At 71.4% G+C, this 16546-nt stretch carries 18 protein-coding genes and 1 pseudogene; 18 read left to right on the top strand and 1 reads right to left on the bottom strand.

The window, feature by feature from the left end; genetic code table 11:
* Together B4M60_RS07590 and B4M60_RS07595 are read left to right on the top strand one after the other, a co-directional pair.
* A partial coding sequence (locus B4M60_RS07590; protein ID WP_422653257.1) for a cupredoxin domain-containing protein occupies positions 1–195 on the top strand: 195 nt, incomplete at its 5' end.
* A gap of 86 nt (positions 196–281) precedes the next feature.
* Positions 282–1208, top strand: coding sequence for a methylamine utilization protein (locus B4M60_RS07595; protein ID WP_349679615.1), 927 nt, complete (start codon positions 282–284; stop codon positions 1206–1208).
* 124 nt (positions 1209–1332) lie between these two features.
* Here B4M60_RS07595 and B4M60_RS07600 read toward each other — a convergent pair whose 3' ends face one another.
* Positions 1333–1995 carry a DsbA family oxidoreductase gene (locus B4M60_RS07600; RefSeq protein ID WP_291081888.1) on the bottom strand — a complete coding sequence of 221 codons (663 nt, stop codon included), beginning with the start codon at positions 1993–1995 and terminating at the stop codon, positions 1333–1335.
* Positions 1996–2153: 158 nt separating this feature from the next.
* Here B4M60_RS07600 and thrS point away from each other — a divergent pair, with 158 nt between their 5' ends.
* From thrS to B4M60_RS07680, 16 genes and pseudogenes are all read left to right on the top strand, one after another.
* Complete coding sequence (gene thrS / locus B4M60_RS07605; protein ID WP_291081934.1) at positions 2154–4241, top strand: threonine--tRNA ligase; 2088 nt, start codon at positions 2154–2156, stop codon at positions 4239–4241.
* 86 nt (positions 4242–4327) lie between these two features.
* Positions 4328–4816, top strand: a complete 489-nt coding sequence (locus tag B4M60_RS07610) for an HIT family protein (RefSeq protein ID WP_414646764.1) — start codon at positions 4328–4330, stop codon at positions 4814–4816.
* 16 nt (positions 4817–4832) lie between these two features.
* Complete coding sequence (pgsA, locus tag B4M60_RS07615; RefSeq protein WP_291081891.1) at positions 4833–5477, top strand: phosphatidylinositol phosphate synthase; 645 nt, start codon at positions 4833–4835, stop codon at positions 5475–5477.
* The gene (locus B4M60_RS07620) at positions 5474–6382 is read left to right on the top strand and encodes a phosphatidylinositol mannoside acyltransferase (RefSeq protein ID WP_291081893.1); all 909 of its coding nucleotides are present in this window, start codon (positions 5474–5476) and stop codon (positions 6380–6382) included. The genes pgsA and B4M60_RS07620 overlap by 4 nt, the downstream gene beginning before the upstream one ends.
* Positions 6383–6389: 7 nt before the next feature.
* Positions 6390–7505, top strand: a complete 1116-nt coding sequence (locus B4M60_RS07625; protein ID WP_291081895.1) for a glycosyltransferase family 4 protein — start codon at positions 6390–6392, stop codon at positions 7503–7505.
* Positions 7495–8088 (top strand): NUDIX hydrolase, encoded by a 594-nt coding sequence (locus tag B4M60_RS07630; RefSeq protein WP_291081897.1) that lies wholly within the window; start codon positions 7495–7497, stop codon positions 8086–8088. Before B4M60_RS07625 ends, B4M60_RS07630 begins: the two co-directional genes overlap by 11 nt.
* 95 nt (positions 8089–8183) lie before the next feature.
* Positions 8184–9089 carry a pyridoxal 5'-phosphate synthase lyase subunit PdxS gene (pdxS, locus tag B4M60_RS07635; protein WP_291081899.1) on the top strand — a complete coding sequence of 302 codons (906 nt, stop codon included), beginning with the start codon at positions 8184–8186 and terminating at the stop codon, positions 9087–9089.
* 7 nt (positions 9090–9096) lie between these two features.
* Positions 9097–10002, top strand: a complete 906-nt coding sequence (locus B4M60_RS07640) for an acyl-CoA thioesterase (protein ID WP_291081901.1) — start codon at positions 9097–9099, stop codon at positions 10000–10002.
* Complete coding sequence (gene pdxT / locus B4M60_RS07645) at positions 9999–10616, top strand: pyridoxal 5'-phosphate synthase glutaminase subunit PdxT (protein WP_291081903.1); 618 nt, start codon at positions 9999–10001, stop codon at positions 10614–10616. Before B4M60_RS07640 ends, pdxT begins: the two co-directional genes overlap by 4 nt.
* A gap of 82 nt (positions 10617–10698) precedes the next feature.
* Entirely contained in the window at positions 10699–11451 is a 753-nt protein-coding gene (locus B4M60_RS07650; RefSeq protein WP_291081905.1) for a YebC/PmpR family DNA-binding transcriptional regulator, read from the top strand.
* Between the two features lie 61 nt (positions 11452–11512).
* Positions 11513–12172 (top strand): crossover junction endodeoxyribonuclease RuvC, encoded by a 660-nt coding sequence (locus tag B4M60_RS07655; protein ID WP_291081907.1) that lies wholly within the window; start codon positions 11513–11515, stop codon positions 12170–12172.
* Positions 12169–12762, top strand: coding sequence for a Holliday junction branch migration protein RuvA (gene ruvA / locus B4M60_RS07660; protein ID WP_291081909.1), 594 nt, complete (start codon positions 12169–12171; stop codon positions 12760–12762). Before B4M60_RS07655 ends, ruvA begins: the two co-directional genes overlap by 4 nt.
* The gene (gene ruvB, locus B4M60_RS07665) at positions 12762–13868 is read left to right on the top strand and encodes a Holliday junction branch migration DNA helicase RuvB (RefSeq protein WP_291081911.1); all 1107 of its coding nucleotides are present in this window, start codon (positions 12762–12764) and stop codon (positions 13866–13868) included. Before ruvA ends, ruvB begins: the two co-directional genes overlap by 1 nt.
* A 77-nt stretch (positions 13869–13945) precedes the next feature.
* The gene (yajC, locus tag B4M60_RS07670) at positions 13946–14266 is read left to right on the top strand and encodes a preprotein translocase subunit YajC (RefSeq protein ID WP_291081913.1); all 321 of its coding nucleotides are present in this window, start codon (positions 13946–13948) and stop codon (positions 14264–14266) included.
* A 143-nt stretch (positions 14267–14409) separates the two neighbouring features.
* On the top strand, positions 14410–16038 hold the full coding sequence (secD, locus tag B4M60_RS07675) for a protein translocase subunit SecD (RefSeq protein ID WP_291081915.1): 1629 nt from the start codon (positions 14410–14412) through the stop codon (positions 16036–16038).
* A pseudogene (locus B4M60_RS07680) lies at positions 16035–16546 on the top strand (protein translocase subunit SecF); the annotation flags it as partial. The gene secD and the pseudogene B4M60_RS07680, both read left to right, overlap by 4 nt.

The following is a 16546-nucleotide window of genomic DNA, read 5'->3' on the forward strand; positions in this document are numbered from 1 at the left end:
GGCGACGACGTCGCGTGGTTCTACGACGACGGCGGGACCTTCCACGACGTGGTCGTGGACGGGCTCGACGGCAACGCGGGCTTCCGCTCGGAGGGAGAGCACCGGATGACGTTCGACGAACCCGGCGTCTACCGGGACACCTGCTCCATCCACCCCCAGATGGTCGGGATCGTGGTCGTCGACCCCCGGTCCTGACCGGGTGCCCGTCCCGGGCCCCGCCCCCTGATTCCACCTTCCACCCGATTCCGGGTCGATATCCATCACCACCGAGGAGGAACACCATGACAACCATCCAGACAACGGCACCGCACCTCGCGGCGTCCGAGACCGTGGAGGCCGACCCCACGGCGAGCGTCCCCGACATCTCGGACCTGGACCTGGGCGACCGCGCGAGCATCCGGCCCCGCATGGGCCGGGCGATCAGCCTCGGCAAGCGCGTCGGCGTCGTCGCCGCCTCGCTGGCGGCCGGCGTGGGCGCCGCCGTCGCCGTCGGTGCGGTCGGCGGCCTCTCGGCCCCGGTCGCGCTCACCGTCGGCGTCGTGGGCGCCGCCGCGCTCACTGCGGTCGCAGCCAACTGGTCCACCTGCGGCATGTCCGTGGCGGGGGTCGTGGCTGCCCCCAAGCAGTCGGACCGTCCGGGGGACGGCAACGCCGTGGGTCGGCTCGGTGCCCACCTGGCGGGCTCCCTGCTCACCGCCATCCCGGTGGGCGCGGGCCTGGGCCTCGCCGGCATGGCGATCCAGGCCCTGGTCGGACCGGTCCCCGTGGCGCCGCTGCTCGCCGGCTGGTCCTCGCTGGCGCTCCTGTACGGGCTCCACGAGACCGGGCTGATCACGATGCCCACCCCGATGCGTCGCCAGCAGTTGCCGCGTCACCTGCGACGCGTGGGTCGTCCGATGCGCGTGTCGTTCTACTTCGGCACGCTCATCGGACCCGGCTTCATGATCTTCATCCGGTCCAGCGCCTACTACCTGCTGTTCCTCGGTGCGATCGCCCTGGCCAACCCGGTCCTCGGCGCGGCGCTGTTCGCGACGGTGTCGGTGGGCAGGTGCGGTCCGGCCGCCCTGGCGATCCTGCACCAGCGGCGTGGCGGCACGATGGGCGATTTCCTGCTCAAGTGCATGACCGCAGACCGCATGGTTCAGCTCGCCGCGGGTTCGGGCCTCGTGGCCCTCGCCGGTTTCGGGGCCGCCGCGCTGGCCATGTGACGTCGATCCATGTGACGTCGATGCCGCCGTCGACCCCGGTCGACGGCGGGTGTGCACCGGTGGTGCCGCCCGGTCCGCAGGTTCCTGCGGACCGGGCGCCCGCCCGTGTCGGGCGACGGGACGGTCAGGCTCGACCCGCCTCCAGCGCCTGCTGGAGGGCCTGGCCGAACACCTCGACCGGCTGCGCCCCGCTCACCGCGAGTCGGCCGTCCAAGACGAAGAACGGCACGCCCCTCACGCCGATGCCGCGGGCGGTCTCGATGTCCTCGCGGACGCGGTCACCGAAACCGTCCCCGTCGAGCAGTTGGTCGACGGCCTCGGCGGGGAGTCCCACCCCGGCGCCGACCCGGCGGAGGGTCTCCGGGTCCGAGAGCCGCTGGCCGTCGGTGAAATAGGCCCGGCGCAGCGCCTCGTCGATCTGGTCGGCCAGGCCGTGATCGGCGGCCAGGGCCGACAGCCGGTGCGCGTCGTAGGTCGAGGACACGGTGGACGCGCGCCAGTCGTACTCCAGTCCGAGCTCGCGGAAGCGGGCCGCCATCTGCTCCTGCCCGGCCTCCGCCTGGGCGAGCGGCATCCCGTACTTGCGCGCGAGCATCTCCGCGCTCGACTCGGTGACGGCGTCGTGGCCGTGGCGGGGCGCCGCGGGGTCCAGTTCGTAGGCCCGCCAGACGATCTCCACCTCCGTTCCGGGGTTCTCGCCACGGAAATCCTCCAGTGCGGCCTCGAGATGACGCTTGCCGATCCAGCAGAAGGGGCAGATCACGTCGGACCAGATGTCAATGCGCATGCACGGTGGAACGCTGCGAGGGGGTCCGGGATTCCGCGGGGGCGGCGGGTAGCATGAACCAGCCCTGGTCCGTCACCGGACCGGAGCGCCCACACACGTGGCCAGTCGCCACACGTCGCCCAGTGCCGAGGAGATCGCCCCCCGTGTCCGAGAACCGCATGCCGGAAGCCGAAGTCGACGCGACGGGTGCGGGCGCCGTGACCACCACCGTGATCCCTGCGGGTGAACCCGCGGGCAAGATCCTCGCCGAGCGTGAGCTGCAGTCCCGGTCCGGCCCGGAGACGATCGTGGTGGTCCGCGACCCGGGGGGCGCCCTCCGCGATCTGTCGTGGGCCCCCGCCGCCGACACCGAGGTCGAGCTGGTCCGGGCGGATTCCGAGGACGGGCGCTCGGTGATCCGGCACTCCTGCGCGCACGTGCTGGCCCAGGCCGTGCAGGACAAGTTCCCGGAGGCCAAGCTCGGGATCGGGCCGCCGATCGAGAACGGCTTCTACTACGACTTCGACGTGGCCGAGCCGTTCACCCCCGAGGACCTCAAGGACCTCGAGAAGCGCATGAAGAAGATCGTCAAGGCGGGCCAGCGCTTCGCCCGACGCGAGTACGCCTCGCTCGACGAGGCCCGCGCCGAGCTGGCGGGCGAGCCGTACAAGCTCGAGCTGATCGAGGAGAAGGGTCGCGCGGACGCGGGCGACGTCGACGGGGCCGACGCGGTCGAGGACGCCGAGATCATGGAGGTCGGTGCCGGGGCGCTCACCGCCTACGACAACCTCAACCCCCGCACCGGCGAGGTGATCTGGTCGGACCTCTGCCGCGGTCCCCACACACCCACCACCAAGTTCATCCCGGCGTTCACCCTGACCCGCTCGTCCGCGGCGTACTGGCGCGGCGACCAGGGCAACGCCGGTCTCCAGCGGATCTACGGCACCGCGTGGGAGAGCACCGAGGCGCTGGACGCCCACCTCGACCGGCTGGCGGAGGCGGAGAAGCGCGATCACCGGCGTCTGGGCACCGAGCTGGACCTGTTCAGCTTCCCCGACGAGATCGGCTCCGGCTTCCCCGTGTTCCATCCGCGCGGCGGGATCATCCGCAACGAGATGGAACAGCACTCGCTCCGTCGCCACCTGGGCGCGGGGTACTCGCTCGTCAACACCCCGCACGTGACCAAGGGCGACCTGTTCCGGAAGTCCCAGCACCTGAGCTGGTACTCGGAGGGGATGTTCCCCCCCATGGTGCTCGACGCCGAATACGACGCGGACGGCAAGGAGACCAAGCCGGGGCAGGACTACTACGTCAAGCCCATGAACTGCCCCATGCACAACCTCGTCTTCGACTCCCGCGGTCGCTCCTACCGGGAGCTCCCGCTGCGGATGTTCGAGTTCGGCACCGTGTACCGCTACGAGAAGTCCGGCGTGATCCACGGTCTCACCCGCGCGCGCGGCTTCACCCAGGACGACGCGCACATCTATTGCACCGAGGACCAGATGGAGGGCGAGATCGCCTCCGTCCTGTCCTTCATCATCTCGCTGCTCCGGGACTACGGGCTCGAGGACTTCTACCTGGAGCTGTCCACCAAGGACCCCGAGAAGTACGTCGGCGGCGACGAGATCTGGGAGCGGGCCACCGATACGCTGCGGCGGGTGGCCACCAACTCGGGTCTCGAGCTGGTTCCCGACCCGGGCGGTGCGGCCTTCTACGGGCCCAAGATCTCGGTCCAGGCACGCGACGCCATCGGTCGCACGTGGCAGATGTCCACGGTGCAGCTGGACTTCAACCTTCCCGAGCTCTTCGACCTCACCTACAACGCCGCCGACGGCACCAAGAAGCGTCCGGTGATGATCCACCGGGCCCTCTTCGGGTCCATCGAGCGGTTCTTCGCGGTCCTGCTCGAGCACTACGCGGGACTGTTCCCCGCGTGGCTCGCACCGGTGCAGGTGGTGGGCATCCCCGTGGCGCAGGCCCACGAGAAGCACCTCGAGGACGTGATCGACGAGCTCCGCGGGCGGGGCATCCGGGCCGAGCTCGACCTGTCCGACGAGCGGATGCAGAAGAAGATCCGCAACCACACCACCGGCAAGGTGCCGTTCATGCTGCTGGCCGGCGACCGCGACGTGGAGGCGGGCGCGGTGAGCTTCCGGTTCCCCGACGGCACCCAGCTCAACGGCGTGTCCCGCAACGCGGCGATGGACAAGATCGCCTACTGGGTCTCCTCCCGCCGTAACGACGTCCCCACGGCGGAGCGGGTGTGACGGCCGGCGAACCGAGGCCGGCGGACCAGTACCGCCAGTACGGGGTGGGGGAGGACCGGCTGCACCTGCTGTGGGCGCCCTACCGGATGTCCTACATCGCGGAGACCAAGGCCCCTCCCGGCGAGGGGATGACCGGGGAGCCGTTCCTCGACATCCCCCGGATGAACGACGAGGACGGGCTGGTGGTGGCCCGGGGCCACCACGTGTACGTGGTCCTCAACCTCTTCCCGTACAACCCCGGGCACTGCATGGTGGTGCCGTACCGCAAGGTGGCGAACCTCGAGGATCTGGACCACGACGAGTCCCGCGAGCTCATGTCGTACACCCAGCACCTGCTCCGCGTCATCAAGGCGGTCTCCCGGCCCGACTCGTTCAACGTGGGGCTCAACCTCGGGAGCGCGGCGGGCGGGTCGCTGTCCGACCACCTGCACCAGCACGTCGTGCCGCGCTGGATCGGCGACGCCAACTTCATCACCGTGACCGGCGGAACCAAGGTGCTGCCGCAGCTGCTCCGCCAGACACGGCAATTGCTCTCCGAGGCGTGGTCCACCGTGCCCCGGCCCGGACACACCTGACAAGCGGGGGAGACCAATGCTCAGCGAGTTCGGACGATCGGGGGTCACCAGGGTGGCGCACCCCCTCGCCACCTTCCTGGTGCGCATGGGTGTCACCGCCAACGGGATCACCCTGACCGGCCTGGTCCTGACCTGCGGGGCGGCGATCACCCTCTTCGGGACCGGCCACCTGGTGGCCGGCGCGATCGTGATCGCGGCGTGCACGCTGCTGGACCTGATCGACGGTGCGGTCGCCCGCGCCGGTGACGGCGGGTCGCCCTACGGCGCGCTCGTGGACGCCGTCTCGGACAGGGTCGCCGACGGCGTGATCCTCGCGTCCCTGGTCTGGTGGGTGGTCAGCGCGGACCCCGGGAACGGGTACGCCCTGGGGATGCTGCTGGCGTGCCTGGTGCTCTCCCAGGTGGTCTCGTACTCCAAGGCCCGGGCCGACGCCGGTGGACTGCGCACCCCGGGCGGACTCATGGAGCGGGCCGACCGGCTGGTCCTGGTCCTGCTCGGGGCCGGCCTGGAGGGCCTCGGGGTCCCGTGGGCGCTCGAGGTGGCGATCACCGCGGTCGCCGTGGGCAGCCTCATCACCGTGGTGCAGCGGGTGTGGGGGGGTCGCGCCGACTACCTCGACCGTCTCCGCCCCGCGGAGGCACCCGCGGCGGGAGAACGATGAGCGGCATCGGCGGGCGGGTCTCGGACCTCGGCTACGCGGCCGGGTGGGCCGTGGTCCGGGGACTCCCCGAACCGGTGGCGCGAGCGGTGTTCCGCGCCGGGGCCGACGCGGCCGCCCGCAGGCAGGGCCCGGACTCCCAGTTGCGGAAGAACCTCTCGCGGGTCCTCGGGGTGACCCCCGCCGAGGTTCCCGACGACCTCATCCGGGACTCGTTCCGGTCCTACGCGCGCTACTGGCGCGAGGCGTTCCGGCTGCCGTCGATGGACAGGGAGGCCGTGGCCCGCGAGATGGACCGGACCATCGACGGCGTCGACCACCTCGACGCGGCCCTGGCGCAGGGCCGCGGCGTGGTGGTGGCGCTCCCGCACGCGGCCAACTGGGATCTGGGCGGGACGTGGCTCGCGCGCCGCTACGGCGGCTTCGCCACCGTGGCGGAGAGGCTCGAGCCCGAATCCCTCTACCAGCGGTTCCTCGACTTCCGGGAGAGCCTGGGGTTCACGATCTACCCCCACACCGGTGGCCCCACGCCGCCGCTCGACGCCCTCCGGGAGTACCTCGCCGGGGGCGGGATCGTGTGCCTGCCCGGTGAACGCGACCTGCGCCGCACCGGGGTTCCCGTGACGTTCTTCGGTGAACCCACCCGCATGCCCGCCGGGGCGGCCAGGCTCGCGGTGGAGACCGGCGCGCCGTTCCTCGTGGCGCAGTTCTGGTACCAGGACGAGGACACGATGCGGGTGCGGATCACCCCGCCGATCGACGTCTCCGGAGGGGTGGAGCCGGCCGTCCAGGCGATGGCCGACCTGTTCGCGGAAGGGATCGCCCGGCACCCCGCGGACTGGCACATGCTCCAGCCGCTGTGGCTCGACGATCTCCCGGCCGAACGTCGCGAACGAATCGAGGGCTGATCCCGTCGTGCGCATCGGCATGATCTGCCCCTACTCGTTCGACGCGCCGGGTGGCGTCCAGGCCCACGTGGTGGACCTGTCCGAGGAACTCCGCCGGCGCGGCCACACCGTCCGGATCCTCGCACCGGGCAGTCCCGGCAGCGCCCCGACGTCCGGGATGACGCTGACCGGCCCGGGCGTGGCGATCCCCTACAACGGGTCCGTGGCACGCCTGAGCTTCGGACCCGCCACGTGGCGGGCCACGAGGAACTGGCTTCGCGAGGACCCGCTGGACATCCTGCACATCCACGAACCCAACGCCCCCGGCGTGGGGATGTTCGCCCTGGCCATGTCCTCCGGTCCCATCGCCGCCACCTTCCACACCTCCACCACCAGCTCGATGATCCTCGGCGCGGCCGACAGCGCGCTCGCGCCCCTGTTGGAGAAGATCCGCGGCCGGATCGCCGTGTCGACCCTGGCCCGCCGCTGGCAGATGGAGGCCCTGGGCTCCGACGCGGTGGAGATCCCCAACGGTGTGGACGTTGCCGCGTTCAGCGGTGTCGATGCCACCGCGGAGCGATCCCAGGTGCCGACCGTCGCCTTCCTCGGCCGCTACGACGAACCCCGCAAGGGGATGGGGGTGCTCGTCGGCGCGCTGCCCGCCGTCCTGGACCGGGTCCCGGACCTGCGGCTGCGCATCATGGGTGACGGCGACGAGAGGGCCCTGCGCGCCCGGCTCCCGGACGGGCTCGACGTGGAGTTCCTGGGCCGGGTCGACGACACCCGCAAGGCCGCCGTCCTGGCCGCCGCGGACGTGTACTGCGCCCCCAACACCGGGGGCGAGAGCTTCGGCATCGTCCTGGTGGAGGCGATGGCGGCCGGGACCGCGGTGGTCGCCTCCGACCTCGACGCCTTCCGCCGCGTCCTGCGTGACGGGGACTGCGGCGAGCTCGCCGCGGTGGGCGACCCGGACGCCCTCGCCACCGCCCTCACCGGGGTCCTGGTCGACGACGCCCGCCGGTCCGGCCTGTGCGCGCGCGGCAGCGAGGCGGTCCGCGACTACGACTGGCCGGTCGTCGCCGATCGGGTGATCCGCGTCTACGAGACGATCCGCGGACCGGGGGAGACGCTCAGTGTCCGGTGAAGTCGTCCTCCTCGTCGTCGTCGCCCTGCTCATCGCGTCGGCGCTCCTCGCCGCCTACCTCACGGCGCACCGCCTGGACCGCCTCCACATCCGCACCGACCTCGCCCGCGCGTCCCTGGTCGGGGCCCTGGAACGGCGCCACACCGTGGCGGCGGCCGTCGTCGGTGAGCTGCGCGGCCCCGACCCGGAGACGGCGGACCGGCTGGCGCACGCCCTCGCCCTCGCCCGCACCCACCCGCCGCACGCGGTGGTGGGGGTCGACCCCGCACCGGAGCCGGACAGCCGGAGCTGGCCCGCGGAGGAGGGGCCAGGGCACTCCCGCGGCGCCGAGGCCGAACACGCGGAGAACACCCTCGCCGTGCTGCTGTCCGGGGTGGACGGCGACGCGCTCCCGGGCGACCTCCTGGCCGAGGTCGAGGACGTGACCGACCGGGTGTCGATGGCGCGTCGCTTCTACAACGACGCCGTCCGCGACACCCGGAGCCTGCGGGACCAGGGCATGGTCAGGGCGCTGCGCCTGTCCGGTCGGGCCCCGATGCCGGACTACGTCGAACTGGTCGACTCCCCGCCGCCGACGGCCTGACCCGGCGCGGCGGGGCGGCGGTTGGGGAACCCGGGTGAGGGCGACCTACACTGGACCCCTACTACGAGTCACCGACGCCAGGAAAGGCCTACTTCGTGAGCGAGTCGCACACCCCCGAGAACACCACCGGAACCGCACGCGTCAAGCGGGGTATGGCCGAGATGCTCAAGGGGGGCGTCATCATGGACGTCGTCACCGCCGAGCAGGCGAAGATCGCGGAGGACGCCGGCGCCGTCGCGGTGATGGCCCTCGAGCGTGTTCCCGCCGACATCCGCGCCCAGGGCGGCGTGGCCCGCATGAGCGACCCGGACCTCATCGACGGGATCATCGAGGCGGTCTCCATCCCCGTGATGGCCAAGGCCCGCATCGGGCACTTCGTCGAGGCCCGGATCCTGCAGGCGCTGGGCGTGGACTACATCGACGAGTCCGAGGTCCTCACCCCGGCCGACTACGCGAACCACATCGACAAGTTCGGCTTCACGGTGCCGTTCGTCTGTGGCGCCACCAACCTCGGCGAGGCCCTGCGCCGGATCACCGAGGGCGCGGCCATGATCCGCTCCAAGGGCGAGGCCGGCACCGGCGACGTCTCCAACGCCACCACCCACATGCGCCAGATCCGTCAGCAGATCCGACGCCTGCAGAGCCTGCCTGCCGACGAGCTCTACGTGGCCGCCAAGGAACTCCAGGCGCCGTACGACCTGGTCAAGGAGGTCGCCGAGACCGGCAAGCTCCCGGTGGTGCTCTTCACCGCCGGCGGCATCGCCACCCCCGCCGACGCCGCCATGATGATGCAGCTCGGCGCCGAGGGCGTGTTCGTGGGATCGGGCATCTTCAAGTCCGGCAACCCCTCGGAGCGGGCCAAGGCGATCGTCAAGGCCACCACCTTCCACGACGATCCGGAGATGCTCGCGACCATCTCCCGCGGTCTGGGCGAGGCCATGGTCGGCATCAACGTCGACGACATCCCCGAGCCGCACCGGCTCGCCGAGCGCGGCTGGTGACCGGCGGGTGGCCAGGATCGAGGACATCCTCGCGATCGAGCGGATCGACCGCGACCTCTACCGCGGTCACCCGATCACGACACAACTCCAGCGGACCTTCGGCGGTCAGGTCGCCGGCCAGAGCCTGACCGCCGCCGTGAAGACGGTGGACGACGACAAGAACGTGCACTCGCTGCACGGGTACTTCATCCGCCCGGGGATCCCGTCGGCGCCCACCGTCTTCCAGGTGGACCGGCTGCGCGACGGGCGCAGCTTCGCCACCCGGCGGGTCACCGCGATCCAGGACGGCGAGCCCATCTTCTCGATGTCCGCCTCCTTCCACCTCCGCGACCAGGAGGGCATCGAGCACCAGGACCCGATGCCCGAGGTGATCGACGCCGAGGAGATCCCCGTGCCCCGGTACGAGGACCTGGACGACGCGCACCGCGTCCTGGTGGACGAGTGGTCCCAGTGGGACATCCGGGTGGTGCCGCGCGACAGGCTCCGCGGGTCCTCGCAGATCGCCTCGCAGCAGCGCGTGTGGTTCCGCTGCGTGGACGAGCTGCCGGACGACCCGGACTTCCACGTGTGCACGCTGGCCTACATGTCGGACATGACCCTGCTGAGCTCGGCGAAGGTCATCCACCCGGGCGAGCCCACCCAGGACGCCTCCCTCGACCACGCCATGTGGTTCCTGCGCCCGTTCCGGGCCGACGACTGGCTGCTGTACGACCAGTCGTCACCGTCGGCGTACGGCGGTCGCGCCCTCACCCAGGGCCGGATCTTCGACAGGTCGGGCCGCCTCGTCGCGGCGGTGACCCAGGAGGGGCTGTCGCGTCTGCTCCGCCCCGGCGCGCAGCCGTTCCCCGTGGACCTGTCGGGCGGCGCGGCCGAGCGCCCCGACGACACCGCGTCCCGCGGGGACGAGCGGTGACCGCCGCGAGCCGTCCCCGGATCGGTGTCCTCGCCCTCCAGGGCGACGTGGCGGAGCACCTGCGCCACCTGGAGGCCGTGGGGGCCGAGGCCGTGACGGTGCGCCGCCGCTCCGAGCTGGACTCCGTCGACGGTCTGGTGCTCCCGGGCGGGGAGTCCACCGCCATGAGCCGGCTGCTCGACGTGTACGACATGTTCGAGCCCGTGGCCGACAGGATCGGGGCGGGGATGCCCGTCTACGGGTCGTGCGCGGGCATGATCCTGCTCGCGTCCGTGGTCCTGGACACCCGGGCCGACGCGACGTGGTTCTCCGCGATCGACATGACGGTCCGCCGCAACGCCTTCGGACGGCAGGTCGACTCCTTCGAGGCCGACCTCGTCGTGGACGCCCTCGGCCCCGACCCCCTCCGGACCGTCTTCATCCGCGCCCCGTGGGTGGAGACGGTCGGTCCCGACGTGGAGGTTCTCGCCGCCGTCCGCGCATCCGACGGGCGCGATCACGTGGTCGCGGTGCGTCAGGGCAACGCCCTGGCGACCTCGTTCCACCCCGAGGTCACCGACGACGTCCGCGTCCACCGGTACTTTCTCGACATGGTCCGGACGGCGACCTCGTAGACTGGCTCGTCAGCGACATCTCGCACCGGGCCGCCAACGACGGCCGACCCGGTCTTCACACCCCCGGAGGGCGGAACAAGCCATGTCAGGCCATTCCAAGTGGGCCACCACCAAGCACAAGAAGGCCGCGATCGATGCCAAGCGCGGCAAGCTCTTCGCCAAACTCGTCAAGAACATCGAGGTGGCGGCCCGCACGGGCGGCGGTGATCCAGCCGGCAACCCCACGCTGTTCGACGCCATCCAGAAGGCCAAGAAGAACTCCGTCCCGGGGGACAACGTCGAGCGGGCGCGCAAGCGCGGAGCGGGCGAGGAGGCGGGCGGCGCCGAGTGGGAGACCATCATGTACGAGGGCTACGGCCCGAACGGCGTGGCGATGCTCATCGAGTGCCTGACCGACAACCGCAACCGTGCGGCCGGTGAGGTCCGGACGGCCATGACCCGCAACGGAGGCAACCTCGCCGATCCGGGGTCGGTGGCCTACCTCTTCGCCCGCAAGGGCGAGATCGCCCTGGACAAGGGCGAGCTCACCGAGGACGACGTCCTCATGGCCGTCCTCGACGCGGGCGCGGAGGAGGTCAACGACCTCGGCGAGCAGTTCGAGGTGGTCTGCGAGCCGACCGACCTGGTCCGGGTCCGCACCGCGTTGCAGGAGGCGGGAATCGACTACGACTCCGCCGAATCGGGCTTCCGGGCCTCCGTCGAGGTGACCGTCGACGCCGAGGGCGCGGCCAAGGTCTTCAGGCTGATCGACGCGCTGGAGGACTCCGACGACGTGCAGAACGTCTACACCAACGCCGACATCCCCGACGACGTGCTGGCGTCCCTCGACGCCTGACGCCCGCACCACTGGTAGGGTCTCGAACGTAGGTTCTACCAGCGGTCGGCGAGAGGTCGTTATGCGCGTAATGGGAGTGGACCCGGGGCTCACCCGGTGTGGTCTCGCGCTGATCGAGACGGCACCGGGGCGCGCGGTCACCGCACTGGACGTGGACGTGGTGCGGACGACGGCCGACGAGCCGCTCGAACGCCGACTGCGGGCGGTTCACGAGGTGGCCGACGAGTGGATGGCGGTCCATGCACCGGACGTGGTGGCCATCGAGCGGGTCTTCGCCCAGAACCAGGTGTCCACCGCGATGGGGACGGCGCAGGCCGCCGGGGTCGTGGCCCTGGCCGCCGCCTATCGCGACATCCCGGTGGCCTTTCACACCCCGTCCGAGGTGAAGGCGGCCATCACCGGGAGCGGTCGCGCGGACAAGAAGCAGATGACGCTGATGATCACCCGGATCCTCGGGCTGCAGAAGCCCCCGAGCCCCGCCGACGCCGCGGACGCCCTCGCGCTGGCCGTGTGCCACAGCTGGCGGGCGCCCATGCAGGGGCGCGTGGCCTCGCTCGACGCCCACGTGGCGCGCTCCCGCGCCGGGTTCGAGGCGAAGGTCGCCGCCGCGCGGGACACGGCGGCGTCCGACCGGGTGCGCGGGGGCGGATCGGCGGCGGATCAGGAACGCGCCCGGGCCGCGGCCCGGGCGATGGCTCGAGCGAAGGGAGTGCGCTGGTGATCGCCTCGATCCGGGGGACCGTGGCCGAGATCGGCCTCGACCGCTGCGTGCTGGAGACGGGTGGGGTCGGCGTCCTCGTGCACGCCACCCCCGCCGCGCTCGCCGGTCTGCGGCGGGGCTCCCAGGGGATGCTGCACACCGAACTGGTGGTGAGGGAGGACTCGCTCACGCTCTACGGCTTCGACTCCCCGGAGGCCAGGACGCTCTTCCTCACCGTCCAGACCGTGTCCGGTGTCGGCCCGCGGCTCGCGCTGGCGATCCTCGCCACGCTCGAGCCCGACGAGCTGGTCAGGGCGCTCGGCACCGAGGACGTCAAGGCCCTGACCCGGGTTCCCGGAGTGGGGAAGCGGACGGCCGAGAGGATGGTGCTCGAGCTCAAGGACAAGGTCGGACCGGTCGTCGGCGGTGCGGGCCCGGCCGGCGGGGCCACGTCGATGTCGGCCGCGGCGGAGGTCGCCCAGGCCCTGGAGGGGCTGGGCTTTCCCGCCGCGGAGGCCGAGAAGACCGCCACCGCGGTCCTGGCGTCCGACCCCGACCTCGGTCCGGCCGAGGCCCTCCGGCTGGCCCTGCGCTCGCTCGGGAAGCGCTGATGGCGGGACCGTTCGGCTCCGGCGAGCCCGCCCCGGACGACGCCGGCGGTCCGGCCGCGGAGCTGTCCGCGGCCGTGACCCCCTTCGACTCCGACGTCGAGGGGGCACTGCGCCCCCGGAACCTGGGAGAGTTCATTGGCCAGGAGACGGTCCGCGAGCAGCTCGACCTGGTCCTCACCGCCGCGACCCGCCGCGGTGTGGTCCCGGACCACCTCCTGTTCTCCGGGCCGCCGGGGCTGGGAAAGACCAGCCTCGCGATGATCGTGGCCGCCGAGCTCGGCGGCTCCCTGCGGATCACCTCCGGGCCCGCGCTCGAACGGCCGGGCGACCTCGCCGCCATGCTCTCCAACCTCATCGAGGGGGACGTGCTGTTCATCGATGAGATCCATCGGATCGCGCGGCCGGCGGAGGAGATGCTCTACCTCGCCATGGAGGACTTCCGGATCGACATCATGGTGGGCAAGGGTCCGGGGGCCACCTCCATCCCGCTCGAGATCGCACCGTTCACGCTGGTGGGAGCCACCACCCGATCCGGTGCGCTCACCGGTCCGCTCCGGGACCGGTTCGGCTTCACCGCCCACATGGACTTCTACTCCGACGCGGATCTGGCGCGGATCGTGACCCGGGCCGCCGAGATCCTCGCGATCCCCGTGGAGGAGGACGCGGCACTCGAGATCGCCGGTCGCTCCCGGGGGACGCCCCGGATCGCGAACCGCCTGCTCCGGCGGGTGAGGGACTTCGCCGAGGTCCGCGCCGACGGTCGGATCACGGTGCCCGTCGCGAGGGCGGCGCTGGAGGTCTACGAGGTGGACGGGTTGGGGCTGGACCGGTTGGACCGAGCGGTGCTGCGCGCGCTGCTGATCCAGCACGAGGGCGGCCCGGTGGGCCTGAGCACGCTCGCGGTGGCCGTCGGGGAGGAGTCCACGACCCTCGAGGAGGTGTGCGAACCCTTCCTCGTCCGGGCCGGACTGCTCGCCAGGACGCCCCGCGGAAGGGTGGCCACCGCCGCGGCGTGGGACCACCTCGGACTGCGCCGTCCCGCCACGACGGCCTCGGACCCGGTGCTGCCGGTCGAGATCGACCCCCGACCCGGGGCGCGCGCCTGACGCCGGTGCTGGCATCCTCGAACGAGACCGGCCGAATCCCGGACCCGACCCGGGGGTCCCGAACCAGGAGGACCCGCATGGGACTGGAACTACTGCTTCCCCTGATGATCATCGCGCTCGTCGCGCTCATGGTCCTGCAGAGCACCAAGCAGCGGAAGGCGATGAAGGCGCTGCAGGACATGCAGGACTCGCTCGCCGTGGGCGACCGCGTCCTCACGACCTCCGGCCTGCACGGCACGATCGCCTCGATCGGCGAGGAGGCGCTGGTCCTGGAGATCGCCCCCGGGGTCCGGACCACGTGGGACCGCCGCGTGATCCGGGAGCGCCTCGACGACGGGACCGATCCGGGGACCGCCCCCGGCCCGGCCCCGGGGACGGACGCCTCGGGTTCTCTGTAGTCAACGACCGGCGAGTAGTGTGATGGAGCCGTCCAGCCGGAGGCTCCTCAAGAGACCGAGAGAGATCACCTGTGTCACCAGTTCGTTCTCGAGGCGTCGACGCCCGACCCAGACCATGGGCTCTGCTGTCCGCCTTCCTCCTGGTGCTGTTCGTCCTCTTCCTGGCCGCCTTCGCGGTGGCGGACAGGGGACTGACACCCAAACTCGGCATCGACCTCCAGGGCGGGACGAGAGTCACGCTGATCCCCAAGGGGCAGCCCGACGAGGCGGACCTGCGGCTGGCCCAGGACATCATCCGGGACCGGGTCGACGGCCTGGGGGTGGCCGGGACGAGCGTCGTGATCGAGGGCAGCAACATCGTTCTCACGGTTCCCGGCGAGGACTCCAGCCAGGCCCGTGACCTCGGGACCACGTCGCAGCTGACGATCCGGCCGGTGCTCCAGGTGCAGCCGGTGACCGAGGGCGACGTGGAGCCCGTGCCGGCGGACAAGGGTGACCGCGAGGCGGTGGCCGCGGCGGTCGAGGAGGCCCGTGCGATCCGCCAGGGCGATCCTGCCGTGCTCACCGAGACCCTGGCGACGTTCCGCTGCCCCGAGCGCGACGTCCTGGCCGGCTTCGACGACCAGTCCCAGGCGCTCATCGCCTGCGGCGAGGGCGCGAAGTACGTCCTCGGCCCGGTTCCGCTGCTCAACGGCGAGCCGGAGGACGGCAAGCGCCTGGACGGTCAACAGATCGTCAAGGACTCGGTGAGTTCCGGGTTCAGCCAGCAGGCCGGACAGAACGAGGTCTCCTTCCGGTTCACCGCCGGCCCCGGCGAGCAGGGCAGCGCCACCTGGTCCCGCCTGACCCAGGAGAATCTCCAGCGTCAGATCGCGATCCTCCTCGACGGATCGGTCATCAGCGCGCCCGTGGTCCAGGGAGTCACGCCCGTCGGCTCGGCCACGTCGATCACCGGTAGCTTCACCATGGACGAGGCGGCGTCGCTGGCCGCCAACCTGCGCTACGGCGCGCTGCCCATCTCCTTCGAGGACCCGAACGTCGACAACGTCCCCGCCTCGCTCGGACTGGCCTCCCTGGAGGCGGGACTGCTCGCCGGTGCGATCGGTTTCCTGTTGGTGCTGGCCTACTCGGCCTTCTACTACCGACTGCTCGGCGTGCTCGCGTTCTTCTCGCTGGCGCTGTCCTTCCTCCTCACCTACGTCACGCTGGTCTTCCTCGGATACACCGTCGACTACAGCCTCGACCTGGCGGGCATCGCCGGCCTCGTGATCGGCATCGGCATGACCGCCGACTCCTACGTGGTGTTCTTCGAGCGGATCAAGGACGAACTCCGGGACGGTCATAGATTCAGATCCGCCGTCCCACGAGCATGGAAGAGCGCCAGCCGCACCATCGTCACCGGCAACATGGTGAGCCTCATCGGCGCGGTGGTCCTCTACCTCCTGGCCAGCGGCGAGGTCCGCGGATTCGCGTTCACCCTGGGTCTGACCACGGTCACGGACGTCTTCGTGGCGTTCACCGTGACCTGGCCGCTCGTCTACCTGGCCTCGACCAAACCACTGTTCGCCAAGACGTGGGCCAACGGGATGGGCCGCATGGAGACCCTGCAGGCGGCCGCCGCCGAACAGCGCCGACTCGACCAGAAGGCGGAGAAGGAGACCGAGCCGATCCGTGAGCGCGGCGTCTCCGCCACCATCTCCGGTCCCGGCGGCACAGCCGCGACGCCACCCCGACCGGACCGCCCCGCCACCGATGAGGAGGAGGGCCGATGAGCACTCCGACCACCACCGCCCCCGAGGACGGTGCGTCGCCCACCGTGCAGCGGGACAGCCTGTTCACCCGGCTCTACACCGGGACCGGGGCGTTCGGGATCGTCCCCAACCGCCGGAGGTTCTACGTCCTCACCACCGTGATCGTCGCGGTATGCCTCGCGAGCATCCTCTTCCGGGGCTTCAGCTTCGGCATCGACTTCACCGGCGGCACCAAGCTGACGATGCCGGCCGGCGACGTGGACAAGGACCGCGTGGCCGCCGTGATCGAGGAGTCGGTCGGCGAACAACCACAGATGGTCCAGATCGTCGGCGCGGGAGCGGCACGGATCGTCGAGGTCGAGACCCGATTCCTCACCAGCGACGAGATCCGCGCGGCCAAGAACGCCCTCTACGAGGAGTTCCAGCCGGTGACGTCCGACGGGACGACCTCCGTCGAGGCGATTGGCGACTCCGCCCGGAGCGAGAGCTGGGGCGGCCAGGTCACCGAGAAGGCCCTGATCGCGCTGGG

The sequence above is a fragment of the Dietzia sp. UBA5065 genome (assembly GCA_002415925.1).
Lineage (GTDB): Bacteria > Actinomycetota > Actinomycetes > Mycobacteriales > Mycobacteriaceae > Dietzia.

What these genes read in the sequence shown, in the direction of transcription:
- pgsA (WP_291081891.1), top strand. Translation starts at nt 4,833, where the DNA reads ATGCTCAGCGAGTTCGGACGATCGGGGGTCACCAGGGTGGCGCACCCC.
- B4M60_RS07610 (WP_414646764.1), top strand. Translation starts at nt 4,328, where the DNA reads ATGTCCTACATCGCGGAGACCAAGGCCCCTCCCGGCGAGGGGATGACC.
- ruvB (WP_291081911.1), top strand. Translation starts at nt 12,762, where the DNA reads ATGGCGGGACCGTTCGGCTCCGGCGAGCCCGCCCCGGACGACGCCGGC.
- yajC (WP_291081913.1), top strand. Translation starts at nt 13,946, where the DNA reads ATGGGACTGGAACTACTGCTTCCCCTGATGATCATCGCGCTCGTCGCG.
- B4M60_RS07620 (WP_291081893.1), top strand. Translation starts at nt 5,474, where the DNA reads ATGAGCGGCATCGGCGGGCGGGTCTCGGACCTCGGCTACGCGGCCGGG.
- B4M60_RS07600 (WP_291081888.1), bottom strand. Translation starts at nt 1,995, where the DNA reads ATGCGCATTGACATCTGGTCCGACGTGATCTGCCCCTTCTGCTGGATC.
- thrS (WP_291081934.1), top strand. Translation starts at nt 2,154, where the DNA reads ATGCCGGAAGCCGAAGTCGACGCGACGGGTGCGGGCGCCGTGACCACC.
- B4M60_RS07655 (WP_291081907.1), top strand. Translation starts at nt 11,513, where the DNA reads ATGCGCGTAATGGGAGTGGACCCGGGGCTCACCCGGTGTGGTCTCGCG.
- B4M60_RS07595 (WP_349679615.1), top strand. Translation starts at nt 282, where the DNA reads ATGACAACCATCCAGACAACGGCACCGCACCTCGCGGCGTCCGAGACC.
- B4M60_RS07650 (WP_291081905.1), top strand. Translation starts at nt 10,699, where the DNA reads ATGTCAGGCCATTCCAAGTGGGCCACCACCAAGCACAAGAAGGCCGCG.